This is a genomic window from Paenibacillus sp. FSL L8-0638, from assembly GCF_038593075.1.
GTDB lineage: Bacteria > Bacillota > Bacilli > Paenibacillales > Paenibacillaceae > Paenibacillus > Paenibacillus polymyxa_D.
The window spans coordinates 2188858-2215003 of the sequence record NZ_CP151960.1 but is presented as its reverse complement, the minus strand read 5'-3'; the positions used below and the strand labels follow the sequence as shown (position 1 = coordinate 2215003).

General features: G+C 45.6%; 24 protein-coding genes and 1 other annotated feature. Of the genes, 6 read left to right on the top strand and 18 right to left on the bottom strand.

The features are described 5' to 3' along the window. Positions 1 to 77: 77 nt before the first annotated feature. Positions 78 to 1175 (bottom strand): ribosome small subunit-dependent GTPase A, encoded by a 1098-nt coding sequence (gene rsgA / locus MKY35_RS10175; protein WP_342446267.1) that lies wholly within the window; start codon positions 1173 to 1175, stop codon positions 78 to 80. A gap of 479 nt (positions 1176 to 1654) precedes the next feature. Beyond that, a complete protein-coding gene (locus MKY35_RS10170) occupies positions 1655 to 2251 on the bottom strand; it encodes a metalloregulator ArsR/SmtB family transcription factor (protein ID WP_342446266.1) in 597 nt (198 codons plus the stop codon). A gap of 294 nt (positions 2252 to 2545) precedes the next feature. On the opposite strand from MKY35_RS10170, the gene MKY35_RS10165 reads away from it, so the two are divergent. From MKY35_RS10165 to MKY35_RS10155, 3 genes are all read left to right on the top strand, one after another. Further along, complete coding sequence (locus tag MKY35_RS10165; protein ID WP_342446265.1) at positions 2546 to 3517, top strand: YpdA family putative bacillithiol disulfide reductase; 972 nt, start codon at positions 2546 to 2548, stop codon at positions 3515 to 3517. A 22-nt stretch (positions 3518 to 3539) separates the two neighbouring features. Continuing rightward, positions 3540 to 3983, top strand: a complete 444-nt coding sequence (locus MKY35_RS10160; protein WP_039273550.1) for a DUF441 domain-containing protein — start codon at positions 3540 to 3542, stop codon at positions 3981 to 3983. A 115-nt stretch (positions 3984 to 4098) separates the two neighbouring features. Continuing rightward, complete coding sequence (locus MKY35_RS10155; RefSeq protein ID WP_342446264.1) at positions 4099 to 4611, top strand: ADP-heptose synthase; 513 nt, start codon at positions 4099 to 4101, stop codon at positions 4609 to 4611. A gap of 133 nt (positions 4612 to 4744) precedes the next feature. Here MKY35_RS10155 and MKY35_RS10150 read toward each other — a convergent pair whose 3' ends face one another. Then, complete coding sequence (locus tag MKY35_RS10150) at positions 4745 to 5047, bottom strand: HesB/YadR/YfhF family protein (RefSeq protein ID WP_039273555.1); 303 nt, start codon at positions 5045 to 5047, stop codon at positions 4745 to 4747. Positions 5048 to 5630: 583 nt separating this feature from the next. On the opposite strand from MKY35_RS10150, the gene MKY35_RS10145 reads away from it, so the two are divergent. Both MKY35_RS10145 and MKY35_RS10140 read left to right on the top strand, forming a co-directional pair. Next, a complete protein-coding gene (locus tag MKY35_RS10145; protein ID WP_342446263.1) occupies positions 5631 to 7388 on the top strand; it encodes an ABC transporter transmembrane domain-containing protein in 1758 nt (585 codons plus the stop codon). Then, positions 7388 to 9472 carry an ABC transporter ATP-binding protein gene (locus MKY35_RS10140; protein ID WP_342446262.1) on the top strand — a complete coding sequence of 695 codons (2085 nt, stop codon included), beginning with the start codon at positions 7388 to 7390 and terminating at the stop codon, positions 9470 to 9472. Before MKY35_RS10145 ends, MKY35_RS10140 begins: the two co-directional genes overlap by 1 nt. Before the next feature lie 124 nt (positions 9473 to 9596). On the opposite strand, the gene MKY35_RS10135 is transcribed toward MKY35_RS10140, so the two are convergent. The 3 genes from MKY35_RS10135 to MKY35_RS10125 all read right to left on the bottom strand — a co-directional run bounded on the left by MKY35_RS10135 (position 9597) and on the right by MKY35_RS10125 (position 13284). Further along, positions 9597 to 10565 (bottom strand): S-layer homology domain-containing protein, encoded by a 969-nt coding sequence (locus MKY35_RS10135; RefSeq protein WP_322251991.1) that lies wholly within the window; start codon positions 10563 to 10565, stop codon positions 9597 to 9599. Between the two features lie 262 nt (positions 10566 to 10827). After that, entirely contained in the window at positions 10828 to 12558 is a 1731-nt protein-coding gene (gene argS / locus MKY35_RS10130; protein ID WP_342446261.1) for an arginine--tRNA ligase, read from the bottom strand. A gap of 62 nt (positions 12559 to 12620) precedes the next feature. Then, positions 12621 to 12877, bottom strand: a binding site (T-box leader). Positions 12878 to 12954: 77 nt separating this feature from the next. Further along, the gene (locus MKY35_RS10125; RefSeq protein ID WP_342446260.1) at positions 12955 to 13284 is read right to left on the bottom strand and encodes a four-helix bundle copper-binding protein; all 330 of its coding nucleotides are present in this window, start codon (positions 13282 to 13284) and stop codon (positions 12955 to 12957) included. Positions 13285 to 13545: 261 nt separating this feature from the next. On the opposite strand from MKY35_RS10125, the gene MKY35_RS10120 reads away from it, so the two are divergent. Further along, positions 13546 to 14061 carry a MogA/MoaB family molybdenum cofactor biosynthesis protein gene (locus MKY35_RS10120; protein ID WP_342446259.1) on the top strand — a complete coding sequence of 172 codons (516 nt, stop codon included), beginning with the start codon at positions 13546 to 13548 and terminating at the stop codon, positions 14059 to 14061. Between the two features lie 66 nt (positions 14062 to 14127). Here the strand turns inward: MKY35_RS10120 and MKY35_RS10115 are convergent, their stop codons facing one another. From MKY35_RS10115 to rny, 12 genes are all read right to left on the bottom strand, one after another. Continuing rightward, positions 14128 to 15591, bottom strand: a complete 1464-nt coding sequence (locus MKY35_RS10115) for a nicotinate phosphoribosyltransferase (protein ID WP_023988249.1) — start codon at positions 15589 to 15591, stop codon at positions 14128 to 14130. Between the two features lie 118 nt (positions 15592 to 15709). Further along, positions 15710 to 16276 carry an isochorismatase family cysteine hydrolase gene (locus MKY35_RS10110; protein ID WP_029517047.1) on the bottom strand — a complete coding sequence of 189 codons (567 nt, stop codon included), beginning with the start codon at positions 16274 to 16276 and terminating at the stop codon, positions 15710 to 15712. Positions 16277 to 16343: 67 nt separating this feature from the next. Then, on the bottom strand, positions 16344 to 17132 hold the full coding sequence (locus MKY35_RS10105) for an NUDIX hydrolase (RefSeq protein WP_023988247.1): 789 nt from the start codon (positions 17130 to 17132) through the stop codon (positions 16344 to 16346). Between the two features lie 65 nt (positions 17133 to 17197). Next, on the bottom strand, positions 17198 to 17620 hold the full coding sequence (locus MKY35_RS10100; RefSeq protein WP_029517046.1) for a PaaI family thioesterase: 423 nt from the start codon (positions 17618 to 17620) through the stop codon (positions 17198 to 17200). A 122-nt stretch (positions 17621 to 17742) separates the two neighbouring features. Further along, positions 17743 to 18195: a YlbF family regulator gene (locus MKY35_RS10095; RefSeq protein WP_023988245.1), complete on the bottom strand. Its 453-nt coding sequence runs from the start codon at positions 18193 to 18195 to the stop codon at positions 17743 to 17745. Positions 18196 to 18276: 81 nt separating this feature from the next. Continuing rightward, complete coding sequence (gene miaB, locus MKY35_RS10090) at positions 18277 to 19830, bottom strand: tRNA (N6-isopentenyl adenosine(37)-C2)-methylthiotransferase MiaB (RefSeq protein ID WP_029517045.1); 1554 nt, start codon at positions 19828 to 19830, stop codon at positions 18277 to 18279. Between the two features lie 299 nt (positions 19831 to 20129). Beyond that, entirely contained in the window at positions 20130 to 20702 is a 573-nt protein-coding gene (locus MKY35_RS10085; RefSeq protein ID WP_342446258.1) for a phosphate propanoyltransferase, read from the bottom strand. Positions 20703 to 20844: 142 nt separating this feature from the next. Then, positions 20845 to 21933, bottom strand: a complete 1089-nt coding sequence (locus tag MKY35_RS10080) for a low temperature requirement protein A (RefSeq protein ID WP_342446257.1) — start codon at positions 21931 to 21933, stop codon at positions 20845 to 20847. A gap of 167 nt (positions 21934 to 22100) precedes the next feature. Continuing rightward, positions 22101 to 23168 (bottom strand): membrane dipeptidase, encoded by a 1068-nt coding sequence (locus tag MKY35_RS10075; RefSeq protein ID WP_342446256.1) that lies wholly within the window; start codon positions 23166 to 23168, stop codon positions 22101 to 22103. Positions 23169 to 23290: 122 nt separating this feature from the next. Beyond that, the gene (locus MKY35_RS10070) at positions 23291 to 23551 is read right to left on the bottom strand and encodes a stage V sporulation protein S (RefSeq protein ID WP_007430104.1); all 261 of its coding nucleotides are present in this window, start codon (positions 23549 to 23551) and stop codon (positions 23291 to 23293) included. A gap of 129 nt (positions 23552 to 23680) precedes the next feature. Continuing rightward, on the bottom strand, positions 23681 to 24475 hold the full coding sequence (locus tag MKY35_RS10065; RefSeq protein WP_013309959.1) for a TIGR00282 family metallophosphoesterase: 795 nt from the start codon (positions 24473 to 24475) through the stop codon (positions 23681 to 23683). A 77-nt stretch (positions 24476 to 24552) separates the two neighbouring features. After that, positions 24553 to 26097 (bottom strand): ribonuclease Y, encoded by a 1545-nt coding sequence (gene rny / locus MKY35_RS10060; RefSeq protein ID WP_013309958.1) that lies wholly within the window; start codon positions 26095 to 26097, stop codon positions 24553 to 24555. Between the last annotated feature and the right edge of the window lie 49 nt (positions 26098 to 26146).

The following is a 26146-nucleotide window of genomic DNA, read 5'->3' as shown; positions in this document are numbered from 1 at the left end:
CACCCCTTTATACCATATGCCGACTACAACATAGATTTTCGTATATTTTTACATTTGATACTTCACTGCAGTTCGGCTCACCACTCCACATCACGTCGCCAGCCACTTCGCTGATCCCTACGCCCCGGGGTTGTGCTTGAACGGCTATCTTTCCTGCGCCGGTCTGCTTCCTTACGCGCCTGATATTCCAGTTCCCGCTGCATTTTGCGATAATTGTTCACTCTGGATTCCGACAATTCCCCTCTCTCTATAGCTTCCTCCACTGCACATCCAGCTTCGCCCTTATGCTTGCAATCTGCAAAACGGCACTGCTGCGCCGTTTCCATAATATCCGTGAAGGTATGAGCGACACCCATGGAATCATCCCATAGATTAAGCTCGCGCATACCAGGTGTATCCAGCAAAACGGCTTGCTTTGCGATAGGAAAAAGCTGTCGGTGAGTGGTTGTGTGCCTGCCCCGACTGTCTTCCTCCCTCACATCCTGTGTCAGTTGAACCTCAGACCCGGAGAGCCAGTTTACTATCGTGGATTTGCCACTACCGGAAGAGCCTGTCAAAGCAACTGTAGAGCCAGGCTGAAGAAACGTCTCCAGTTGCTCTCTGCCTTCATTCTGCAAAGCAGAAATAACGATAACAGGTACACCAGGGGCAACTCCCTCCGCTTCAGCAACCCGTTGTTCGACATCTTCACAAAGGTCACTCTTACTCAAAACGACAACCGGGTTTACCCCGCTGTTCCAAGCCATAATTAAATACCGTTCCAGTCTGCGCATATTAAAATCATGATTCAGCGCATTAACAAGGAACAGCGTATCCACATTGGTAGCGATCAGCTGCTCCCTCGTCTCAAAGCCCGCGGCCTGTCTAGATATTCGACTTTTCCGCGGCAAGACGGCATGGATGACTGCATCCGACACTTCATCTGGCGTAGTGATTGCTAGCCAGTCCCCTACGGCAGGCATTTCCGCCGGATCGACAATAGCATGTCGTAGCTTACCTGAAGCCGCTCCCCAGCGTTCTCCATCCATTGTGATAAGCTTCACCTTTTGTCCATAATCGGCAATCAAGCGAGCAGGACGTACCTGTGTATTTCCTTCGCGTTCCTCAAAGCTTTGCTTCCATTGGTCCCAAAAACCGTTCCAGTAATCAGACCAACCGTATTCATGTATACTCATTGTTTTCCTCCTGAATTCATTGTTCATTTTTGATCGTAATGTTATTTGATAGGTGTACATTTTCTCCCCGCATGCGAACAACGCGAAAAATCCGCAGGGGTTTCCCTGCGGAGGGTATACGATTCAGGTCGATGCGATCCGTTCGTTCACTTAAGCAAGCAGTCTCTCACAGACCACTCCCCAGAACCAACAACTGGATAACAAGACGCCTAACCATAAAAAATCCACAGGGAATCACTCCCTGCGGATTTCGTTGGTTCTACTGTCCAACCAACTGCTAAGCCAAGACTATAGATCTATACAGTCTTTAACCGTGCATTGTCCGTGCGGGAGACAAGTCATTCTGCTGCTGAACCCATCCATTCATGTTCGTACGCATATAACATCGCCTCCTCCTAAAATTTCCTTTATCATACAAGTCCATCAATTGTCTGTCAAGGCAGCTACGAAACTTTTTTGAAATCTTTGTCAAGTTTCGTTTAGCGTACCTGATCCCAGCGCGTCCACATCTCACGCGGGTTCAATTCGTACATTTCCCGTTCCCTGTACATAAACTGATGCATAATCAGCTCACGCCGAATCGTTGCAAAATCCTCATGGTATTGCTTGATCCACTCGTTTAATTCACGTTCAGGATACATGCGGCCTGGCTCCAGCTTTTCTGCCAGCATCTGAAGTACGATCAATTTTTTCTTATACTGCGCAGGGATTTGGCGCAACTTGCCTTCCTTGGAAAAAAAATTGCGTAAGACCGATGCCTCCAGCGTTTCATTCAACTCTGACATCTCTTCCTCCCCCTCTCCTTTTTCGAAAATAAATCGCACCGTCGCCTCGGCATGCTGCCGGATCAATTCTGGATTCAGTGTAAAATACACCGTGTTTTTATCACGTCGTTCCTTAATCAACCCAGTTTCACGAAGTTTGGAAGCATGATGCGTAACAGTCGGTTGGGACAAATTCAGCTTTTTCGCCAAAGCTTGGCCATGCATCTCCCCACGGGACAAAAGAAGTAGTATCCGCATTCGCGTTGGATCAGCAAGTGCTTTATGATAATTGACCATTTTATCCAGTTGCATCGTTATTGCACCTCTTTTCACTAGTACATACTTGCTATGCAAACGAATTCAATCACATAAATTAGATATATATCTAATTATATGTTCACTAAATGTGGCTGTCAATCTTCACCGTCTGTCATCTTTTCTGAAAACGGCTGGATATTGTGTTCGCATTGCGGTAGGATTATTATTTGAAAACTTCTCACATACTGAGCGATTTGCTTCAATCCCGAGATCCGTTTTTAATCGTCAAAATAATGTTAACCCTACAAAACTGGCGTAATAAACCAATACAACTGGAGGTTCAACCAAATGCACGACGTAATCATTATCGGTGGCGGACCCTGCGGACTATCTGCTGCAATCGAATGCAGCCGCAGAGGTTTGCAAACTGTCATTATTGAAAAAAGCAACATCGTTCACTCCATTTTTCTGTATCCGACGAACATGCAGTTTTTTAGCACCGCTGAACTACTTGAAATCGGTGATATTCCATTCAGTACCCCTAATGACAAACCTTTTCGTCATGAAGCACTGGCGTACTATCGTAAGGTAGCCACTCATTATAACTTGAACATTCAGCATTATGAGGAGGCCCAGTCCATTCATCGCCAGGAAGACGGTACATTTACGGTACACACCCTGAGCAAAGGAGAAATAACCAAAACGTATTCGTCACGCTATGTCGTTGTGGCTACAGGATATTTTGATCATCCGAACTATTTGGGCATTCCCGGGGAACAATTGGATAAAGTCACTCACTATTTCAGCGAAGCCCATCCCTACACAGGAACCCGGGTTGCAGTTATCGGTGGCAGTAACTCTGCGGTAGATGCTGCGATGGAATTGGTGCGGGTCGGAGCTACGATTGATATGGTATATCGTCGAAGCGAGTTGTCCCAATACATCAAGCCGTGGGTTCGTCCACTGTTTGACAGTATGGTACAAAAAGGGAAGATCACGCTGCATTTAGGCGCACGCATTACCGAAATTCATCCAGACCATGTCGTAGTCACTCCGCTGGACACTGAAGCATTCCGACTCGAAAATGATTTTGTACTGGCACTGACTGGATTTCACCCGGAACGAAAACTACTGGAGTCTGTCGGCGTTCATATGGCTGAAGATCTGGACAAACCAGAATTTAATCCTGCCACGATGGAAACGAACATCCCAGGTATATATGTCGCGGGGGTCATCGCTTCAGGCAGCAATGCCAATGAAGTGTTTATTGAAACAGGCCGCTGGCACGGGCGTCAAATCGCGGAGCATATCCAAAGCTAAATAAACGAAGGAGAACATCTGTATGGATTACAGCTCACTTATCTTACTGGTATTGGCTGGTCTTGGGATTGTTAGTGGCAACTCTACCGTGACTATTGCCATGGTTGTATTACTGCTGCTGCGGGTAACCAGCTTTCATTCTGCTTTCCCCTGGCTCGAAAAGTATGGCCTGACGATCGGAATTATTATTTTGACGATTGGGGTCATGACCCCGCTAGCCAGCGGTAAAATCAGCATCAATCAGGTGATGGAGTCCTTCCTGCACTGGAAATCACTGCTCGCGATTGGTATCGGAATTCTGGTAGCCTACCTTGGCGGCCGCGGAGTAACTTTGATGTCTGGACAGCCCATTATTGTGACAGGTCTACTGATCGGAACCGTCATTGGCGTTGCCTTCTTTAAAGGAGTTCCTGTTGGACCTCTAATTGCCGCCGGATTGCTTTCCTTGTTAATCGGCCGCAGCTAAATTCGTCCAACAAATATAGGAATAAATGATAGCAATCTGCATGTCGGGCTGAATTCAGTCCCGCTTTGTGGTATACTCATATCGCATAATTTGGTAAATGCAGGAGGCTTGACCGATGTCTCGACAATTTGTAACGGAAGCTGTAATGGTGGCTATATACGGCCAACTACTTACATCTACCGCCCCTGTGGAATATATAGTGCCTTACACATCACTGCTAGAGCTATACGAATTCCAGGATAGCGCAGAGCCGCTCATGGATAATCCTATGGACGATCAACATGTGAAGCGGAAGGTAGGCGAGTTGATCAGTTATTTTGAAGAACCGTTGAATCAGAAAAAAATTCGGCGTGCCCTTCAAATGCCTTGGGCCAAGAGCTTGCCTATTCTATTCGATGCCAATACATCACTCATTATCATTAATGCTGTTGATACAGCACATTACGGAGAATATTTTGATCCAATTGAGACTGAACTGGTGTTGACAGCTCAGCGTGAATCATTACCTATTCTGACGGATCAATTAGACTGGATTCACCGCATTATCGAAGCTTCCGTACCCGTACATGTGTACGACATTGATGATTTTGATTTTGCACTCGATGGCCCTATACTTAACAACCCTTAACATACGACATACCTGCCTTAACCACAAAAAAGCGGCGGAGCATCATGTACAGGTTCATCTCCTGAAACACGATACTCCGCCGCTTTTCATGTCCAAGAACAACTATTTGCACGCTATGATTGACAGTGAAGCACTAAGCTTGTCCATCCTCAACATAGGTATAAATAATGTCATCATGTTCCTCCAAATACTTAACTTCCAGATGATGGCCCTTGAGATACCAGTAATCCTGGTCCTCCATATAAAACGTAATGCCAGCCGCTTCATGCTGTAATACGGGGTGCTGCGGAGGCTCTACGGCAATTCCCAGAGAAAAGCCTGGATGCAACCCACCGCCAGAGCTATAGCGAACAAAAAAACGGATCGAATCTCCACGTTTCAAACCAAGCTCCTTAATGTACCACTGTGCCGCAGGTTCAGTTACCTGTATGCTCATACGCTATTCTCATCTCCTTATACAATGACGTCTGCCAACTATATCATAGCATCTTTTAGAATGACCACCAACCGTCCCAACGCAGCGAGCTTCTTGGACAAGTCATATACATTTTTTTGAAAAAGGTTTGACAACTCGCAAAAAAGGGTGTTAAGATTCAACCATACGAGATCCATTTTGAAATTTATTACCAATTTGAACGATTACTCATGTTAGAATGAACCCATTTTGAGGAAGAAAGGAGTGTTACCGGTGCTAAAATTTCCTATTGCATTTTACCCACATCTACAAACACAACAACTTCATACCGGAGCATCTCCCCTGTCGCATCCTTCAAAATTGGGCCATTCACGTTGTATGGTTTAATACGAGTGGCTGCCTGCGTTTGAGCAGTTTTTCAGTGGTGAGTGTGCTGAAAATACCTGCGCGCCATATGATATTGAGATTTAAGGCATATCGTCTGCGGACGGTATGCCTTTTTTGCGCCTGTTGTCGGATCATACTTATGGCAGCAAGCCCTGTTGTTTCTTCAAAATGGTACACAACTCTCGAATGAACTTGTCATGAAAGGATGGGATTCCTCTTGTTTTCAGTACTTAAAAATTTAAGCTGGTTTTTTAAAAGAGAACGAAGCCGATACTCCATTGGACTGTTTTTGCTGATAGCTGTTGGTGTACTGGAGCTTGCTCCACCTCGGCTGCTAGGTAGTGCCATTGATGAAATTGTGCGCGGTTCGATTTCCTGGTCCTCACTTTGGCATTATATTATGTACATCATAGGCATTCTAGCCGTCATCTACTACATTACGTACATATGGATGCACAAGTTGTTTGGTGGTGCCAATCTGGTGGAGCGCTTACTGCGCACACGCTTTATGAATCATCTGCTGCGGATGACCCCTCCATTTTTTGAACGTAATCGCACTGGCGATCTGATGGCTCGTGCTACGAACGACCTTCGCTCCGTAGCAAGTACAGCGGGCTTCGGCATGCTGACACTGACAGACTCTACGGTCTATCTGAGCGTGGTATTAGTTGCCATGGGCACCCTAATCAGTTGGAAGCTGACACTGGCAGCTATCCTGCCCCTACCTTTTATTGCACTGGCTATGAGCATTTACGGTAAAGCCGTTCATGAGCGTTACACACTGGCACAAGATGCATTTGGTGATATGAACGATCAGGTGTTGGAATCCGTGGCTGGTATCCGGGTCATTCGCGCCTATGTGCAAGAGCGAATGGACGAAAAGCGTTTCGCTGATATTACTGACAATGTATTTCGTAAAAATCTGGCTGTCGCCCGGATGGATGCCCTCTTTGAACCAACAATCCGTTTATGTGTAGGACTTAGCTACGTCATTGGACTCGGGTATGGTATTTATCTGGTATTTCATAACGATATCACGCTAGGCGAATTGGTCTCCTTTAATATGTATCTAGGAATGATGATTTGGCCGATGTTTGCCATTGGAGAGCTGATTAACATTATGCAGCGCGGTAGCGCTTCACTGGACCGGGTCAATGAAACGCTCGATGTCCAGCCAGACGTTCAGGATGCCGCTCAACCTGTTCCAGTAGACCGCCTCGAATCCATCAGGATGAAAGATGTTACCTTCCGTTACCCTACCTCTACTATTGACAATCTGTCACATGTGAGTCTGGATCTCAAACGCGGAGAAACGCTAGGCGTCGTCGGTAGGACCGGCAGCGGAAAATCCACTCTGCTCAAACAGTTACTGCATGAATATCCGACGGGTAGCGGTGATATTTTAATCTCCGGCATACGTTTGGAGGACATTGCAGTAGAACAACTACACAGCTGGATCGGCTACGTGCCGCAAGAGCAAATTTTGTTTTCCAAATCAGTGCGCGAGAACATTCAATTCGGGAAACCTCATGCAGATGATGACGACATTATGGAAGCAATCCGTACTGCTGCCTTCGATCAGGATTTAGGTACCCTGTCTGACGGGCTGGATACACTGGTCGGAGAAAAAGGTATCGCCCTGTCTGGCGGCCAGAAGCAGCGCGTTTCGCTGGCACGCGCCTTTATCGGTGACCCGGATATTCTATTGCTCGACGATGCACTGTCTGCAGTAGATGCCCGGACGGAAGCTAGAATTATTGACAATATCCGACGCAAGCGCTCAGGTAAAACGACTCTGATCTCCACCCACCGCCTCTCCGCTGTAGAACATGCAGACCGGATCGTCGTGTTGGAGCAAGGACGCATTATTGAGGAAGGAACCCACAGCGAGCTGCTTCAGACTGACGGATGGTACCGACAACAGTATGAACGGCAACAAGTGGAATCTGATCTGACCTCAGGGGAGGTATCCTAATGAAACCCAATATCGGCAAAAGGCTATTCCAGTACGCGCTGACGAGCAAAGCAGGTTTTATCGCCGCTCTCATCGCTTTGGCTATCGGAGTAGCCGCCGAGCTGGCTGGTCCCTTCATCGCCAAAACGATGATCGACGACCATATGCTCGCTATTGAAAAACCATTTTATGAAACAACTCGTGTGGACGGCACTGTAAGCTATGCGGGAACCCACTTTAAGCGTGAAGATCGCTTTGAGTCCGGGGAGACTAAAGGTCGCGAAGCGAGGATTTTACAAGTTGGAAAATCTTTCGTATTTGTGGATGGCTCGGTTCAAGTGGCTGACGGTAATCGCTCCTTTACGAACGGAACGCTGACTGTGACACGCGGCTCCGACACCTTTCGCTATGAAGCCAAGACTTTGACAGCTGATGAACTGTATAGCTTTTACAAACCGGAAATGCCCGGTATCTTTCAACTGATTGGTTGGTATTGCTTCTTCCTGGTTATTTCTATTTTTGCTGAATTCGGCAAAACATACTGGCTGCAATCCTCGGCGAACAAGGTCATTCAAAAGCTTCGGCTTGATCTCTACGCGCACATCCAGCGGTTGCCAGTTTACTTTTTTGATAACCTGCCTGCAGGCAAAGTCGTATCCCGTGTTACGAATGACACTGAGGCAGTCAAAGATTTGTTTGTGGCTGTGCTGTCAAATTTCACTTCAGGGATTGTAACGATGGCAGGGGTATATGTTGCACTCTTTCTGCTGGACTTCAGACTGGGTCTTATCTCACTGTTTATTGTACCGTTACTGATCTTGTGGATTGTATTGTACCGCAAGGTCGCCACCCGCTATAATACGATCATTCGGTCCAGACTCAGTGAGATTAATGCGATTATCAATGAATCGATTCAAGGGATGTCCATTATTCGCGTATTCCGGCACCAGAAACAAACGCAGCAAGAGTTTGAAGAATTGAATGATGACTACATGAAGCATCAGAATAAAATGTTGAATTTGAACGCCTTCACTTCGCACAATTTAGTCAACGTGTTGAGAAATCTCGCCTTTGCCGTCGTGTTGTGGTATTTCGGATCTGAGGCGCTTGGCACTACAGGTAGTGCTGTTTCACTAGGCGTATTGTATGCCTTCGTCGATGTGCTGGGTCGACTGTTCCAACCTATGACGGGTATGGTCAACCAACTCGCTGTACTGGATACTTCCATCGTATCCTCAGGACGCGTATTTGAGTTGATGGACGAAACTGGAGAGCCGGTGACGGACGGCACAATGCCGCGCTACAAAGGCCAGGTAGAGTTTAATGACGTTTCCTTTGCTTACAAAAAGGATGATGTACTTAAACATATTTCCTTTACAGCACACCCCGGGCAAACAGTTGCCCTTGTCGGACATACCGGATCAGGCAAAAGTTCGATTATCAACCTGCTATTCCGGTTCTATGATCCGCAAAAAGGAACGATCACCATTGACGGAACGTCTGTCAAAGACATCCCTAAGCAATGGCTTCGCCATCATATGGGTATTGTTCTTCAAGATCCATATTTGTTCACAGGTACGGTAGCCTCCAATGTCAGTCTCGGAGACAGCCGAATCACGAGAGAACAGGTGAATAAAGCGCTGCATGATGTTGGAGCTGACAAATTGCTGGCCCATTTGCCGCAAGGATTCGATGAGCCCGTTATTGAGAAAGGTAGCACCTTATCAGCCGGACAACGCCAGCTTATTTCCTTCGCTCGTGCACTAGCCTTTGATCCCGCAATTTTAATTCTGGATGAAGCTACTGCCAATATTGACACCGAAACAGAAGCGCTCATCCAATCCGCTCTTGAGGTACTTAAGAAGGGACGTACGACCTTTATCATTGCTCACCGTTTGTCCACCATTCGTAGTGCGGACCAAATTTTGGTGCTGCATCGGGGTGAAATTGTTGAACGGGGTAGCCATGACGAGCTTATGGCCCAAGGCGGGCGTTACTTCCAAATGTATCAGCTCCAGTCGGGAACAGTTGCAACAGAATCCGATTCAATCTCTGCTACGCCTCCTGCGCAAAATGACTTACTTACTGGCAAAGTCAGCATTTAAAGCTTGAATAGCCCTATTGCTTAGGGCTATTGGTGAACATTTGGCATGAAAAAACCAGCAAGTCTCCCCCACAAATTGGAGGCTCGCTGGTTTTATTTATATCTATAACATATGGCTTGTAATTTTATTTAGCTGCAGAATTGCCTGTTCCCGTGGGCGGAAGCACTGTTCCATCTACCGCTTTAAGCGTAACCTTATACTTACTGTCTACCATTGTACTTGTGTGGGTATCCGTAATGACCTGAATATTCATTTCCCCTGGCTTTGGACTAGTCAACTTGTAGTAAATTATTGCATTTGTATCATCTACATAGTCGATGTGATCCACTTCAATGCCGTAACCTGGATTAGGTGCCTGCAAACGAGTAATTGTCACTTTGTTCTGCTGGTCATTCGCCTTCTCTATACTCATACTAATGTTACTTTGGTGAACCGGATCTGCAGGCTCAACCGGATTTTCAGGAGTGGATTCAACTGGTTTATGATTTTGCACAAATTCGGATGCGTTATAGACCATTTCTGCTGCCTCCATCCGCGTTACTTTACGATCCGGGTTAAAGTTGCTCTGTTCGTCCAATTTTGCAATTTTGGTCAATAGCAAGAATTGAACTGCTGCGTTAGATTCCTGGTCTAGTTTTTTGCCATCCGCTACATTAATGTACATACGAACAGTTGGATATTCACCCGTTGCACTCACTGCTTTATACAAAATATTCGCAAATTGTTCTCTTGTCATACGAGTGCTTGGATCAATATCTGGTGACAAAGGGATTTGGTGTTGGGCTGCAATCCGATAGGACTGAGCATACCATGCGGAAGCCGGAATGTTTGCAAAGGAACCCGTTGTGAAATCAGGCATCACCTGAAGATCCATTGCACGAACAACCAAGTGTACTCCTTGTGCATACGTGAGCGTTTGATCCGGTGCAAATTTATCCTTGGTTATTCCTTGAATAATTCCTTTGTCCTGAAGTGAGTTTACGATCTTCTCCTGTTCAGCTCCCTTTATATCACGAAAAGCAGAGGCCGACGTTGCTACTGCCAATGAGCAGATGACAAGCAGGGCAGCTGTCACGCTTTTGTTCTTTTTCATGAGATACACCTCCATGTTTACTTTGCTTCTACACTTACCGACGCAATAAAAGCATCAAATGTTTCAAATATACACAAATTGGTTGCAAAACAGTGGAATCCCTGCGATTAGTGTACCCGTCTAACTCTTTTCTGCTCACAACATTTATGCATACCCAAAAGTGGCTGCAACAGATTAATCTTTTACAGTATTCCTTTGGAAGAGCCAGGTATGGGTAGCAGTCATCCCGCCAGCAAAAACTCGCTCCCTTCGTTCGCTTTGCTTACATCCGATTCGGTGCTTTCAGACCAAGAAGTTGCAGCGCGCATGCCAGAATATCGGCAGTTTGTTCCGCCAACTGAATACGCCATTGTCCACCATCGACAATCCTTTCCTTGGCGTAAAACCGGTTAAACGCCTGGGCCGTATCCAATGCAAATCTCGCAATTACCGAAGGCTCTAGTTGGCGAGCCGCTCGTATCAGTTGACCGTGATAGCGACCCAATTGCTTAAGCAGCGCCCAACCTGCGTCACCCAATATTTCATCCGATACGTCATTCAAATCATGAGAATGGCTATCTTGGAAAAGGTCATTGTCGCTAGGGTTAGTATTAACATCAACATCGGCGCGAGCGTGAGCTTTCTCCAGAAGGCTGCGTATGCGCGCATGAGTATACTGCACATAAGGCCCGGTCTCGCCTTCAAAGGTCAGCGCCTCCTCCAACGAAAAGTCCACTTCATTCAGTCGGTTGTTTTTTAAATCACCAAAAATAATCGCCCCGATGCCAACGTCCTCCGCTATTGCCTGTTGTTCCTGTAAACCAGGGTTTTTCTGAGTAATGATGCCTTGAGCACGCGCTACAGCTTCATCCAGCACCTCCTCCAGCTTCACAACCTTGCCACGTCTTGTGGACATTTTCTTACCCGCAAACCGCATTAATCCAAACGGCACATGCTCACATTGCTCCGCCCATGCCTCCCCTGCATGCTTCAGCACCGCAAACACCTGCTGGAAATGCAACTTCTGTTCTCCACCAACGACGTACAGCAACCGATCAGCCTTCATCACTTCATGACGATAAATCGCTGTTGCCAGATCACGTGTCGGATAAATGGTGGTTCCATCCTTTTTCAGAATAAGACACGGAGGCAGTTCCTCGTCTTCCAGGCGAACTACGAGCGCTCCATCACTTTCCTCCAACAATCCTTTTGCTCTTAATTGATCAATAACTGCCTGCATCTTATCATTGTAAAAACTTTCTCCCAGCACATGGTCAAATGTAATGTTTAGACGCTGGTACATACGATCAAATTCACCCAGACTGATTTTAACAAAAAACTCCCATAGTTGTTGAGCCTCAGCATCCCCATGTTCCAAACGTCGGAACCACTCGCGCCCTTCATCCTCCAAAGTCGGATCATGATCGGCCTCCTGATGAAAACGCACATATAGCTTTAGCGATTCACCAATCGGATCATGTTGTAACTGCTCCTCATTTCCCCATCTTTTATAGGCCGCAATTTGCTTACCAAACTGTGTTCCCCAATCCCCAAGATGATTCACACTAATAGGTACATAACCTGTTTCACCAAGTATGCGATACAAGGCAGCACCGATAACCGTAGAGCGAAGATGACCGATACTAAACGGTTTGGCAATATTAGGCGAGGACATATCAATAACTACCCGCTGCCCGTTCCCGATATTAGGCCTGAGGAAATCAGCCTTGCTCAATTCAGCAAGCATAAGCGGAATATGAACCGATCGATCCAAGGTTATGTTTACATAGGCACCCGATGCTGAAGCGGTTAAACCTTCTTTATGGCCTACTAGTTCCGCCAATTCCAGTGCAATGTGCTGCGGAGACTTTCGAAACTTTTTAGCCAGCACAAAACACGGAAACGCCATATCTCCCCATTCAGGCTGCGGAGGCACCCCAAATAAAGATAAAATTTCTTTCTCCTCCAAGCCCGTATGGGCTAATATCGCTTGAGCAGCAATCCTCATTAACATGATGATCTCTCTCCTTCTTTTTATAGAATCTAACAAAAAAAGCCCCCGCCTCTTGAAATCATTCAAGAGACGAGAACTTCAATATCCCGCGGTACCACTCTTCGTAAATCGGTTGTGCAGCTAAAACTAACTTACACTAATCGCGATTTCACTCAATGACAAATAACGGTGTCTGCCGGGTTGATCTACTAGAAGTTCTGCTCGTTGGATCAACCGTCTCCCGGGTGCGCTTCACATCGGATCTCATACCGGCTTCCACCTCTTCCGGCTCGCTGTAATGATATAGCTTCGCTGCTACTCTCCCGTTCCATGACGTTAATTTCAATCATTATACAAACCTATTCAGTAGAAGGCAACCTTTTATTTCCTCTTCAGGCACTAGTTCCATATATGTAATTATACTGCCACCAATTGGCGGCAGGCCTGAACGCAACGACGGCAGGCTTCTGCACAATGTTTGCAATGATCATGGGAATGCTTGCTGCATTCAGCAGCACATACCTCACAGGCCTTGGCGCACAGCTCGCAAATTTCCTCGGCAAAATCCGTTCCGCGCTGCAGCATTTGAGCAGCAAATCCGCATATTTCTGCACATTCCCTACTCACTCGAATACATTCACGCAGCATAGCTAAATCATATTCCTTCAAACTCGCTACGTAACATACATTGCAAGCGTTCATACATTCCAGGCAAGCATCCACGCATTGTTGGTATGAATGATTCATATTACATTACCTCCCAGTTGTTGACCCTGCTGTACTATTACCCGCTGTCCCTTGAGGTTAATCATTTGATGTGCGCGCTTTCAATAAAACAAAACAATATAATCCCGACTTATGTAAGGAAGTGTACTATATTCCAGTGTGCAAATGCAAGGATATTAATCACATGGATTTTTAGCCCCTGTTTCTGACTTGCATACGCTCAGTCATTGCTCTATTGTAAAAAGTGTATGTCTAACCACCGATCAAGGAGTGAACATTTTAATGAATATGTCTTCTGTAGAGGAACACCGTCAGGAATCTCCCCAACAAGTGAATTGCATGGTCGTGACTGTCTCGGACACACGCACCGTGGAAACAGATACTGGGGGACGACTGCTCATGGATCTACTAGAAACCAATGGATATACAGTTGTTCGATATGTCATCGTCAAGGATGACTACGAAGGTATTCTGCAGTTAGTATCCGAAGCAGCGGCACAGGATGACATCGAGGCTGTTCTTTTGACAGGTGGTACCGGTATTTCTCCACGTGATACTACATATGAAGCTGTCTCTTCTCTACTGGATAAGGAACTACCTGGCTTTGGGGAAATCTTCCGTTATTTAAGCTTTGCTGAGGACATTGGTTCAGCAGCTATCTTAAGCCGGGCTGTAGCTGGCACTGTGGGCCAGACAGCTGTATTTTCTATGCCTGGCTCACGCGGAGCCGTTCGTTTGGCAATGGAACGCATTATTGTCCCTGAGCTACGACATGTGATGAGAGAAATTTATAAATAAGCTCCTATTTCCTACATGCTCCAACACAAAGAGGCACCCCATGCATTCATGAGGTGCCTCTTCCAACTATTCTTTTTCTTCAACTTCGGGCTGCATATAACTGTCGATCAGCTTTTGCTTTAGCTCCCATACCTTCTCGCTCAGATTTACACGATAAATTTCAGGGTTCAGCTTCCGCAAATATTCTGGCCAGAACAGTTTCAACTGTGAAGTATGGTAGGCACGAATTTCATCCAGCTCGGGAAGCTCATATACCTTCTGTCCATTTATAAAAATAGGCTCAAGCATCGGCACGGCTTCGTAATTTTCTACATACTTCTTCATATACGGATGCAAAGGGTTAAACAGCTTCAGGCGCTTACCATTACGCGGACGCTCTTCATCCGGAAAAGAAATATAATCGGCTACAGCTCTCCCTTTCTTCTTATCCACAATGCGATATACATCCTTTTTGCCTGGTGTGGATACTTTTTCTGGGTTCCCCGAGATCTTAATCGTCGGCAGCATTTCGCCATCTACTTCACGCTCAACCAGCTTGTACACCCCGCCGAGCGATGGTTGATCCGAAGCCGTAATAAGCTGTGTTCCTACACCCCATACATCAATACGTGCCCCTTGGGCTTTCAGGTTAAAAATCGTATTTTCATCCAAATCATTGGAAGCTACAATTTGTACGTAATCTAAGCCTTCAGCATCGAGCATTTCCCGCGCCTGAATGGATAGATAAGCCAAGTCACCGCTATCCAGACGAATTGCATTCATACGCTTGCCCTGACTCTCTAGCATTTTTGCTGTCCGAATCGCATGAGGAACACCGCTTTCCAGCGTATCAAAGGTGTCTACCAGCAGTGTAACCTGGTCTGGCAAAACCTTCGCATAGACGTCAAACGCCTCCTGCTCCGTCATAAAGGTCTGCACCCATGAATGGGCATGTGTCCCCTTCGTCGGGATTCCAAAGTGCTCGCCTGCCAGCATATTAGAAGTCGCGTCAAAACCAGCCACATAAGCTGCTCGTGCTCCCCAAATCGCTGCATCTGCTTCCTGCGCACGCCGTGTTCCAAATTCGAGCAGTGTATCATCACTTGCCACCTGCTTGATGCGCGATGCCTTTGTCGCAATAAGCGTCTGGTAGTTCATAAAATTCAGCAATGCCGTTTCGACAAGCTGCGTTTCCATAATCGTTCCTTCAACACGTACCAAAGGCTCGTTGGGAAAAACAAGGGCCCCTTCTTTCATCGAATGGACCGTTCCACCAAACTTAAACTGGCGAAGCGCCTCCATGAACATGGGATCGTACTTCTCCTCCTGTTCAGACAGGTAGCGAATGTCCTCTTCTGTAAACCGCAAATTTGCAATATAATTCACAATGCGTTCCAGACCCGCGAACACGGCATATCCATTACCAAAAGGGAGTTTACGAAAATACGCCTCGAACACAGCTTTACGCTGGTGACTTCCGTTCACCCAGTGGGCGTACATCATATTAATCTGATATTTATCTGTATGTAATGCGAGGCTCGTTGACTGCATTGTAATCATCCTCTCTGACTGTCTCCAGGTTTGTGGCGCTACCGCCTCATCTGCCCAGATTCAGCAATATCCGGCTCCATTTTGTTATCGGACATTGGTACACAATCGTTAAGTTATTTTACTTCTTCTGGCGTAAAACCGTATCCTCAGCCGATCGTACCGCGGCTCCAAGACTTCCCTCAAAATGACCCAAAGCCCAATCATGTCCAGCTTGATTAAAGCTCGCCACAGCGTCCTTGTATACAGTAATAGCAAAACCTTTGTTATAAGCATCTACAGCCGTATGCAGTACACATATATCCGTACACACACCAATCAGATGAACTTCCACAATACCACGTTCACGCAGCCTGAGTTCCAGATCTGTGCCCGCAAAAGCACTGTACCGTGTTTTATCCAACCAGTAGATAAGATCACTTTGTTGCTCATAGAGGCTATGGAGCTTGCCATACAAATGTCGTCCGTTGGTTCCACGTATATTATGTGGAGGAAACAGCTTGCTCTCCGGGTGATAAAGGTCGTTCTCTTCATGCAAATCCACAGCCATGACGACAAAGTCCCCTTGATCTACATATGCCTGCGTAATTGCTGCGATCCGTTCATCCAACTCAATCGCAGGTTGTCCTACAGGCAAACTACCGTCCACAAAATCTTTCGTGTAATCAATCACAATTAGTGCCTGCATCGTACGGTCAGCTCCTTATCCTCAAAGTGAAATTGTACGTTCTATGCGTAACCTATTACATTAGACGTTACGTGTAGATAGATAAACGCGGTACTCTGTCACTAAAACGGTACAACTGTGCCGGTCTTTGTGAATACTGGTTGGAACTGAGCGGTTTGCCGTTCTCATCACGCACCTCTTCCAGAATTCCCTGTCTGCTACGAGTCGATGTTATTTTGCGAATAAAGTTTGGCTCTTCGAAGTCCGGTACGACACTCTGTATCACCTGATATAATTCACCCAGTGTAAAATGTAGCGGTAAAAACTGTTTGGCGATCGTCGTCTGAAGCATCTGCAACTGAATTTTGCGATAAGCATCTACTATGATATCCCGGTGATCAAATGCCAGCTCCAATTCCTCCAACGCTTCGCGGATTGTGAATAGCCCCACCTCGGAAGCATCATCGGCCGCCTGACGCTGTTCCAACATCCATTCTTCAACCAGCGCAAAAAACGCATGTGATATGATCCAGCCGCGCGGATCACGTCCCGGTCCACTATATACACCCAAATACTCCAGATGCCCGCCGTCCACACCCGTTTCCTCTAACAGTTCCCGCTTGGCAGCTCCATACATGGATTCATCTTCCTGACAAAACCCTCCAGGCAACGCCCAGCGTCCTGCAAACGGCCAACTGCGGCGCTTGATGAGCATCACTTTCAGCTCCCGAATCGGCAATGTCTTTGTTACCGTCTTGCGCTCCCGCTTCGTTAAGGTAAACATAACGATATCCGCCGGAGCTCCATCTGGAGTGCGGTATTTCTTAATGTTATACGACGCCTTTTGCGCCTCTTCGTTTATACGATTGCTATCCATTGGCATCACCATATTATATCGTTTTGATAAATTCATTATGACATAATAAAAATTTTTGTCAAGCATCAGGCCTTGCCTGAATCACTTGCTTGTGTACGTAATACTCGGAAGGTTGCTGTAGATGTAGACCCGAGTGTGCCTTCACTATCCCTTACTTCCGCCTCAGTGGTTATAGTCCGACCTCCCTGATGAAGAATCCGCGCCCTAACCTCCAGTCGGCCTTGCCTCATGGCTGACAAGAAATGAACATTTAGGTTCGTCGTTACACATGGATCCATATTTCGTGAAGCCATACTGACCATCCCCATCGCCTGATCCATCAATGAAGTAAGCACACCCCCATGGACAATACCCATCACATTGGTATGCTCTTGTTTGGCTTCCAAAGCGATCTGTACCTCGTTTGCATCAGCTGCAATCAGCTCACACCCTAAATACTCCCAAAAAGTATTATTTTCGCCCTCTAGCATCTTACCGAACTTATCCATTCCCTTGCTTCCATCCCTTCTATGTTGTCCCATTTCTCTTGATGTCTTATAAACATATACGATGGCAAATTGCTTTCGAAAAAAAGGCGTGGAAGCTACGCCTCCACACCATAAATTTCATTCTAATCACTGCAATTCGACGAGGAAGTGCTTTTTCCCTCTTCAACGTTCACCTTCTCAGCAACGGTATCACGGATCGCCATGATCACCATTTGCAGTAGCTCATTAATTTCCACCTGACTCTGCTGGAACTCCGTTACAATTGGAATACCGTCAAGTTCTTCCTGTAGCTCCTGTAGCTCGGCCTCTATTTTGGCAATCATTTTTTGATTTTTTAAGGATTCAAATGCAACAATTTCCTTTTGCTTCTTTTTCATCGTTGCAATCAGCTGCTGGATTCGCCCATGATCCTGAATCTTTTCTTCTGCTTTCCGGAATACCTGTACTTCCTCACTGCTACCCAAAATACCTGCTAATTCTTTGGCTTTTGCCAATATCATTTCGCGATTGACCAAATGATCATGCTGGCGCGCCGCCGATTGAAGTTCTGTTTGTTGCAACCGCTCCTCTGTCATTGTCCATCGCTCCTTTTCTCACTTAGACGGCCTCGCACACAGCCCTTTACCAGACCGCACGCAACCCGCTAAAATATTCTTTTATCCGTTAACTGCTACAGCCGTTTCAACCAGATCACCTTTGATGTAAAAGGTCATAGGTTCCGTAATTTTCACTTGAACAAAGGAACCAATCAGGTCCTGAGAACCCTCAAAATGTACAAGCTTATTGGAACGGGTCCGACCGGCAAGCACTTTGCTGTCATTTTTGCTCTCGCCTTCCACCAGCACTTCAACCACTTCGCCACGCAATCGACTATTAAAGCGAAGGCTGTTTTGGTTCACCGCAATGTTCAGACGCCGGAGACGCTCTTTTTTGACCGACATAGGCACATTATCTTCCATCGAAGCAGCTGGCGTACCTTCACGTGGTGAATAAATGAATGTGTAGGCAAAGTCATAGCCCACTTCACGCACCAAAGATAGAGTATCTTCGAACTGTTCGTCGGTTTCACCCGGGAAACCTACAATGATATCTGTTGTCAGAGAAACATGCGGAACAGCTGCTTTAATCTTCGCTGCCAGTTCCAGAACACGCTCACGAGTATATTTTCGGTTCATTTTCTTCAATATATCCGTATTACCGGATTGAACAGGCAGATGGATATGCTCCACCAAATTACCACCCTTACCGAGCACTTCTACCAAATGGTCATCAAAATCACGTGGATGTGATGTTGTAAAACGTACACGCGGGATATTGATTTTGCGCATATCATCCATCAGATCCCCGAATCTGTAATTCAAATCTTTCAAATCCTTGCCATAAGCGTTAACATTCTGCCCCAGTAAGGTGATTTCTTTAAAACCTTGACGTGCCAAATCCCGTACTTCAGCGATAACATCCTCTGGACGACGGCTTCTTTCCTTACCACGTGTAAAGGGAACAATGCAATAGGTGCAAAATTTATCACAGCCGTACATAATGTTCACCCAAGCCCGCATACCCTCGCGCTTCTTCGGCAAGTTTTCGATAATGTCGCCTTCCTTAGACCACACTTCGACCACCATTTCTTTGCTAAAGAGTGCTTCCTTGACGAGCTGAGGCAGACGATGAATATTATGGGTACCAAAAATCATATCGACAAAACCGTGTTTTTGCATAATCCGGTTAACGACGTTCTCTTCCTGTGACATGCAGCCACACACGCCGAGCAGCAGTCCTGGCTTTTCTGTTTTGAGATGCTTGAGGTGACCCAGCTCGCCAAACACTTTATCCTCCGCATTTTCACGGATAGCACAAGTGTTTAGTAAAATGATGTCTGCTTCCTTCCGATCCTCGGTTGATTGGTAGCCCATTTGCTCCAGCAAACCTTTTATGGTTTCGGAATCATGCTCGTTCATTTGGCAACCAAATGTGTATACGATGTAATGCTTTCCCTCACCGATATGCTTTAGCTCATCCGGGACTGCGTTATCATATAATACCTGTACATCCTCTTTACCGCGTTGCTTTTCTTTTCTATGGTTCGGCTCCGCCATAATGTTGATTTCACGTCCGCGAATACGGATCTTTTTGCTATGCTCATCTTCAGAAATAATCTTCGCATCCGAGAAATCAAAATATTTGGAGTAATCTTTTGTTTTCTTTTCCATTCCTTAGTCACTCCTTACACCATCTATTTCACGAGCTAATTTGTGATTTTACTGTATCTTTAGGCATGGGTAAATTTATTTTAAGTTCTAAAAAACCTTTAAAAAAGGCATTACACTAAATTATAGCATGATTTATAGGCCATCGCCATAGATCAACCGCAGATACCATTGAGTGCAAAGTGAACTCATGTTCTTTTTGTACATAAGTGAAGTATTTGTGAATTATATAGTATGTAAAAAGCCCGATTCTTTTGCAAGAATCGGACTCTTTAAGCCTTCCGGCATTTAAATCGTGTATATTAGTCTACGATTTCAGCGTTGTCACCGTTTTTCACACCGGCACCGTTCGCTTCATCTGTATCAATGTGCATATCCAAAGCAAAAGAATCGGACACACGTGCAAGAACATTTTCAAATACAAGACCACGTTCGCCACCAACACGTACATTCAGCAACTGCTTGTCCTTAATGTCCCATTTAGCTGCATCAGATGTATGGAAATGAATATGGCGGGCTGCTACAATCACACCTTCTTGCAGTTCCACTTCACCAGCTGGTCCTTTTACTGTGATTCCTGGTGTACCATCAATGCTACCCGATTCGCGTACAGGTGCTTTTACACCAATAGCAAAGGAATCAGTGCGAGAAATTTCCAACTGGGAAGCGGGACGAGCAGGTCCCAAAATGCGAACCTTATCAAATTGGCCCTTAGAACCAATTACAGCTACCGTTTCATTTGCGGCAAATTGTCCTGGTTGGGACAAAGGTTTAAATTCGGTTAATTGATAGCCTGCTCCGAACAAAATTTCAATATGCTCTTGAGTCAGGTGAATATGACGGGCGGAAACGCCGACAGGTACGATTTTACTCATCGTGTGGTCACTCCTTTTTCTCTATACAATACTTTACACATCCATGCTATTATACTCCTATTTTGCCAAGAAAGAAAAGAAGAGCGTATAAAGTTCCCTTTTTCGCCCCAATCAGCGCTAAATATCATCCCTATAAATCAGATCAAACCGTCGTTTTAGCGAACAGGAGAAAGAAAAGCATGATTTCAGCTACAATGAGATGAGGGGGGACGACAATAAATATATTAAGGATAAACAGGACACAGAGTATTGCAGTTAAGAAAAAAATGACTCTTAGACGAGATTTAAGATGACTTAATCGGTACTGATGAAATACCAGTAAAACCGACAAAAAGTAAATAAAAACAGAAGCAAAGGTAAAGCAAAGCACAAAGATATAGTCTACTTGTCCCAAAAACAAGAGCTGAATCGAAGCAGCTAGCATGCTAAGGGAAAGATAAATAAACAAATGACCATAAATAATAGTCTGCCCTGCTGATTGTTTTGATTTATCAACGCGCTTCTCCATATTCTCAAAATATTGCCACCAGATTGCGATGACTAATACAAAAGCCAAAGCAGCAAATACAACAGAAGAAACCGTAAAATGATCGGATTGTAAAACAGAAAGCATACTTATCACAGATTCGCCAAGCAGAATTAAGGTGAACTGTGCAAATCGTTCTAAAAGATGCTCCGTATGGATTGGTGTGATCACCAACTTTTTACGACCAATCAAAGGAACGAGGATATCAACAGCTATACCGGTATATAAAATCAAATATCGAACCCAAGAGTCAAAGAAAAGGGAGAAACTAGAGATGACTATTCCAATCCAAAAATAGGTTCCGAAAAAACGAGCTGTTTCCTGTTTATGAGCCGTTTCTTTGGGTGCCGAAAGTAAATATTGAACGACAGTTAAACCTCTTAACCCAATATAGCCAACAAAAAAAGATACATAATACGCATCAAAATCTATATTCAAACTGGCAGTCATGATTAACACGAAAAACAATTGCAGGATCATAAAGATTCGATGCGTTATACTGTCTTGACCAAAACGGTTGTTGTAGACAGTTTGCCCCACCCAAGCCCACCATATCGGGATAAAAATCATAATGAACTTCTCCATATGTTCCCACGAGATACTACCATGCTCAACATGTAGTAAAACATGAGTGGCCTTAGAGACAGCAGCTACGAATAGTAAGTCATAAAAGAGCTCAAGCCAGGTAACCTTTTTTATTAACATTGTGTAATGGAGCCCCCTCTGGTATAGCGGTGCAGCATCAGTCTCGCTCCATTGTCTGCCGTATTTCTGCAAATATTATTTAAATTCTAAGATACTTCTCATTATTTCGTAATCGTTCTCGCTTTGTCAAGAGTGTTCGCAGCCAAAACATCTCCTTAAATAGCTATTTAAGAAGACATTTTGGAAGGCAAATTCGTTTGCAGATATTCCAGCGCATGGCCTCCCAGCCATCCCTTGACTAGCTCCTCAGGGTAATGCTTCAGCAGCAGTTCTGCAAAAGCCGGATATTTCCCCGAGTGTTCCAAGCCTTGCACATGGTGCTCGATACCGTCAAAATCAGAGCCAAACATCAAATGCCTTTCTCCGCCTAATGAACAAATATGCTCAATATGCGGTAGCAGATCCTCAGCGGTTACTGTACCCTGCTCTTTGAGAAACATGGTGACGAAGGTCAAACCAATCCGTCCGTTACGGGCGATCAGTGCACGAATCTGTTCATCCCGCAGATTACGAGGATGAGCACATCTCGCAAAGACATTCGAATGCGAGGCGATGGGCGGTAGAGTAGCCTCCTCCAGCACCTCCCAGAAGCCCTGTACGGACAGATGCGACACATCTAACAGCAGTCCCAGGTCATTACAGCGATTGACCAAATCGCGCCCCTTGCTAGTCAGCCCGCCACCTCTATGTTCCATAATGCCGTCAGCTGCCCAGTTCGCATAATTCCATGTCAGCCCAATCAATCGTATTCCCATGGCATAGCACAATTCTGCATAAAAAGGGTTCCCTTCCAGCGCATCTACCCCCTCCAGTGAGAGCAAAGCCCAAGGTGCCCATGTATGATCCGTCCCATTACCATCCAAATACGTTATCTTTTCCGTGCGCTTCTCTTCTCCTGCCTGCTTTACTTGCTCTTCCTGATGCACTGCGGACGCATTTTTCCACATTGCCAAGTCTTCCTTCCACAGCAATGGTCTCAACCCACCGGAGATAGAGGTAACATGCTGCCTGAACAGCTCAATTTGACGTACCACATGCTCAAATCTTGGTGTGCCTAATACCTGTGAAATATATATAGCAAACGTTTGCAACTGCACGTTACCTTCTAGCAAACGTTCTTTTGTGACATCAAGCGATGGATGACTGAAATCGATCTGCGCATCGAGCTGCATTTTACATAACACATCACAATGAAAGTCAACAACTGGCCAATTCACTTTTAGCTTATCATTCATGCATCTTACCTCCATTTATAGATTGAAGCACCACAAATTTATTTTAAAAATCATAGTAACAAACTCACAATGCAAAAAAGCCCGTTTACAAATCGTAAACAGGCTCAGGCAACTTACATTTATTATCTTGGCTCTACAATCAATTTGATCGCAGTCCGATCTTCTCCATCAATAACAATGTCTGTAAAAGCAGGAATACAAATCAAATCCACTCCGCTTGGTGCGACAAATCCCCGGGCAATGGCTACCGCTTTAATGGCTTGGTTTAGTGCACCCGCTCCAATCGCCTGTAATTCTGCATTTCCGCGTTCACGCAGTACTCCTGCGAGTGCGCCTGCAACTGAATTAGGATTGGATTTTGCTGATACTTTTAATACATCCATAGTAAGTACCTCCCCTGGGAATGATGATGGTTTGATTCCACTATTAGATGTTATTCGAGGGTCAGCAAAAAATTCCTGCTTTTTGGTGACAGTTTTCCTTATTCTTTCCTTAAGCAGCTCACAAAAAAGTTAATCCATCCGCCATTCATCTTCTTTGAGTCTGATTTTCTGAATTTTGCGGGCTTTTCCATCGTTATCATTCAGCTCTACGCTGATGGCATGGAAATGCCATTTGCCCATGTCCACTTGAAAACGTACCGGAAGCTGGGTCTGGAATTTCTGTAACACAGCCTCTTTCTGCATTCCAAGCACTCCCTCATAAGGACCTACCATTCCCGCATCTGTCTGATACGCAGTTCCTTGTGGCAAAATTGTATCGTCATTGCTCTGTACATGTGTGTGCGTACCTACCACGATTGAAGCACGTCCATCCAAATGCCAACCCATAGCGATTTTTTCCGAGGTTGCTTCGGCGTGAAAATCAACTAGGATATGTTTATGTTTTTTGCGCAACTCATCGACAATTTCATCTGCTGCACGGAATGGATCGTCAATAGCTGGCAAAAAGGTTCTACCTTGCAGATTAACAATAGCCAGCTCCTTACCTCCACCCTTTACAACGGTATAACCTCGGCCCGGTGTTCCTGGTGGAAAGTTAGCCGGGCGAATGATCCGTGGCTCATCATCTATAAAATCAAATATTTCCTTATTGTCCCAAGTATGATTTCCCATCGTAATCCCATGGACGCCCCAATCAAAAAACTCTCTGGCGATAGCAGGGGTTATGCCTCTTCCCGAAGCTGCATTTTCTCCGTTCACGATAATAACATGCGGATTGTATTTTGATTTGAGCGAAGGAAGATTTTCCCTCAGTGCCTTTCTGCCTACACTGCCGACGATGTCTCCAATAAATAATACGTTGATAGAAAGCCCTCCCTAGTCTGCCTTACATAAATGAAAAGTGGCCCTACAAACAGCGGCCACTTTTCATTGAAATGCTTTTATTTTGCGTATTCTACCGCACGGGTCTCGCGAATAACAGTAACTTTGATATGTCCCGGATAGTCCAGTTCATTCTCAATCGTTTTCGTAATATCGCGGGCCAGTCGGAATGCTTCCGCATCATCAATTTTCTCTGGCTGTACCATGACACGAACTTCGCGTCCGGCTTGAATCGCGTATGATTTTTCAACGCCTTCAAAAGATTCGGAGATGCGTTCCAGCTTCTCAAGACGACGGATGTACGTCTCTAGCGTTTCACGCCGCGCTCCCGGTCTTGCTGCTGATAGAGCATCTGCCGCCCCAACCAGCATGGCGATCACTGAAGTCGCTTCGCAGTCGCCGTGATGTGAAGCAATGCTGTTGATGACGACCGGGTGTTCCTTGTACTTCTTCGCCAGTTCCACGCCAATTTCAACGTGCGATCCTTCCACTTCGTGATCCAGCGCCTTCCCGATGTCATGCAGCAATCCTGCCCGTCTTGCCAGTACAACGTCTTCGCCCAGTTCCCCGGCCATTAGACCTGTCAAGTATGCAACTTCCATCGAGTGCTTTAATACGTTCTGTCCGTAACTCGTACGGAACTTAAGACGTCCCAAGATCTTGATCAAATCCGGATGCAAGCTATGCACGCCCACCTCAAAGGTGGCCTGCTCACCATATTCACGGATTCGTTCGTCCACCTCTTTACGGGATTTTTCCACCATCTCTTCAATACGAGCCGGATGTATCCGTCCGTCCGCTACGAGCTTTTCAAGCGCAGTACGCGCAATCTCTCTACGAATCGGATCAAATCCGGACAATATAACAGCTTCCGGCGTATCATCAATAATGAGGTCAATTCCTGTAAGGGTTTCAAGTGCACGGATATTACGGCCTTCGCGCCCGATAATCCGGCCTTTCATTTCTTCGTTCGGCAATGTGACAACAGAAACCGTCGTTTCTGCTACATGATCTGCCGCACAGCGTTGGATGGCCAGTGTGATGATTTCACGAGACTTTTTGTCCGCTTCTTCTTTGGCCTGCTGTTCAATTTCTTTAATCATCTGAGCTGTTTCATGACGAACTTCCTGCTCTACGTTGGTCAGAATAATACTTCTTGCATCCTCCATCGTCAGATTGGAAATACGCTCCAACTCAGTTACCTGACTCTTGTAAATCAAATCAATTTGCTGCTGGGTTTCATCGATTCGTTTCTCTTTGTTGGCCACCTGTTCTTCTTTGCGTTCCAGCGATTCCAATTTTTTATCCAGCGATTCTTCTTTTTGCAGCAATCTTCGTTCCTGTCGTTGAATTTCATTGCGACGTTCACGAGTTTCTTTTTCAGCTTCGGCACGGATGCGGTGAATTTCATCTTTCGCTTCCAATACCGTTTCCTTCTTCAGCGCTTCTGCCTCTTTTTTCGCGTTCTCCACGATTTGCGCGGCAGCTTCTTCCGCACTGGAGATCTTAGCTTCTGCAATAGATTTGCGAATAAAATAACCAATCCCGAACCCAAAGAATAACGCGGCTACAGCAACGAGAACGAACCAGATCGCAGTCATCATACTGTTCACCTCCCCGTTGGTTCCTCCAAGGCATTCCTTGGGACTTTTT

What these genes read in the sequence shown, in the direction of transcription:
- MKY35_RS10165 (WP_342446265.1), top strand. Translation starts at nt 2,546, where the DNA reads ATGCACGACGTAATCATTATCGGTGGCGGACCCTGCGGACTATCTGCT.
- MKY35_RS10070 (WP_007430104.1), bottom strand. Translation starts at nt 23,551, where the DNA reads ATGGATGTATTAAAAGTATCAGCAAAATCCAATCCTAATTCAGTTGCA.
- MKY35_RS10160 (WP_039273550.1), top strand. Translation starts at nt 3,540, where the DNA reads ATGGATTACAGCTCACTTATCTTACTGGTATTGGCTGGTCTTGGGATT.
- MKY35_RS10170 (WP_342446266.1), bottom strand. Translation starts at nt 2,251, where the DNA reads ATGCAACTGGATAAAATGGTCAATTATCATAAAGCACTTGCTGATCCA.
- rny (WP_013309958.1), bottom strand. Translation starts at nt 26,097, where the DNA reads ATGATGACTGCGATCTGGTTCGTTCTCGTTGCTGTAGCCGCGTTATTC.
- MKY35_RS10120 (WP_342446259.1), top strand. Translation starts at nt 13,546, where the DNA reads ATGAATATGTCTTCTGTAGAGGAACACCGTCAGGAATCTCCCCAACAA.
- argS (WP_342446261.1), bottom strand. Translation starts at nt 12,558, where the DNA reads ATGTTAATGAGGATTGCTGCTCAAGCGATATTAGCCCATACGGGCTTG.
- MKY35_RS10110 (WP_029517047.1), bottom strand. Translation starts at nt 16,276, where the DNA reads ATGCAGGCACTAATTGTGATTGATTACACGAAAGATTTTGTGGACGGT.
- miaB (WP_029517045.1), bottom strand. Translation starts at nt 19,830, where the DNA reads ATGGAAAAGAAAACAAAAGATTACTCCAAATATTTTGATTTCTCGGAT.
- MKY35_RS10100 (WP_029517046.1), bottom strand. Translation starts at nt 17,620, where the DNA reads ATGGATAAGTTCGGTAAGATGCTAGAGGGCGAAAATAATACTTTTTGG.
- MKY35_RS10080 (WP_342446257.1), bottom strand. Translation starts at nt 21,933, where the DNA reads ATGTTAATAAAAAAGGTTACCTGGCTTGAGCTCTTTTATGACTTACTA.
- MKY35_RS10140 (WP_342446262.1), top strand. Translation starts at nt 7,388, where the DNA reads ATGAAACCCAATATCGGCAAAAGGCTATTCCAGTACGCGCTGACGAGC.
- rsgA (WP_342446267.1), bottom strand. Translation starts at nt 1,175, where the DNA reads ATGAGTATACATGAATACGGTTGGTCTGATTACTGGAACGGTTTTTGG.
- MKY35_RS10095 (WP_023988245.1), bottom strand. Translation starts at nt 18,195, where the DNA reads ATGACAGAGGAGCGGTTGCAACAAACAGAACTTCAATCGGCGGCGCGC.
- MKY35_RS10150 (WP_039273555.1), bottom strand. Translation starts at nt 5,047, where the DNA reads ATGAGCATACAGGTAACTGAACCTGCGGCACAGTGGTACATTAAGGAG.
- MKY35_RS10125 (WP_342446260.1), bottom strand. Translation starts at nt 13,284, where the DNA reads ATGAATCATTCATACCAACAATGCGTGGATGCTTGCCTGGAATGTATG.
- MKY35_RS10155 (WP_342446264.1), top strand. Translation starts at nt 4,099, where the DNA reads ATGTCTCGACAATTTGTAACGGAAGCTGTAATGGTGGCTATATACGGC.
- MKY35_RS10105 (WP_023988247.1), bottom strand. Translation starts at nt 17,132, where the DNA reads ATGGATAGCAATCGTATAAACGAAGAGGCGCAAAAGGCGTCGTATAAC.
- MKY35_RS10085 (WP_342446258.1), bottom strand. Translation starts at nt 20,702, where the DNA reads ATGAGTAAAATCGTACCTGTCGGCGTTTCCGCCCGTCATATTCACCTG.
- MKY35_RS10075 (WP_342446256.1), bottom strand. Translation starts at nt 23,168, where the DNA reads ATGAATGATAAGCTAAAAGTGAATTGGCCAGTTGTTGACTTTCATTGT.
- MKY35_RS10115 (WP_023988249.1), bottom strand. Translation starts at nt 15,591, where the DNA reads ATGCAGTCAACGAGCCTCGCATTACATACAGATAAATATCAGATTAAT.
- MKY35_RS10135 (WP_322251991.1), bottom strand. Translation starts at nt 10,565, where the DNA reads ATGAAAAAGAACAAAAGCGTGACAGCTGCCCTGCTTGTCATCTGCTCA.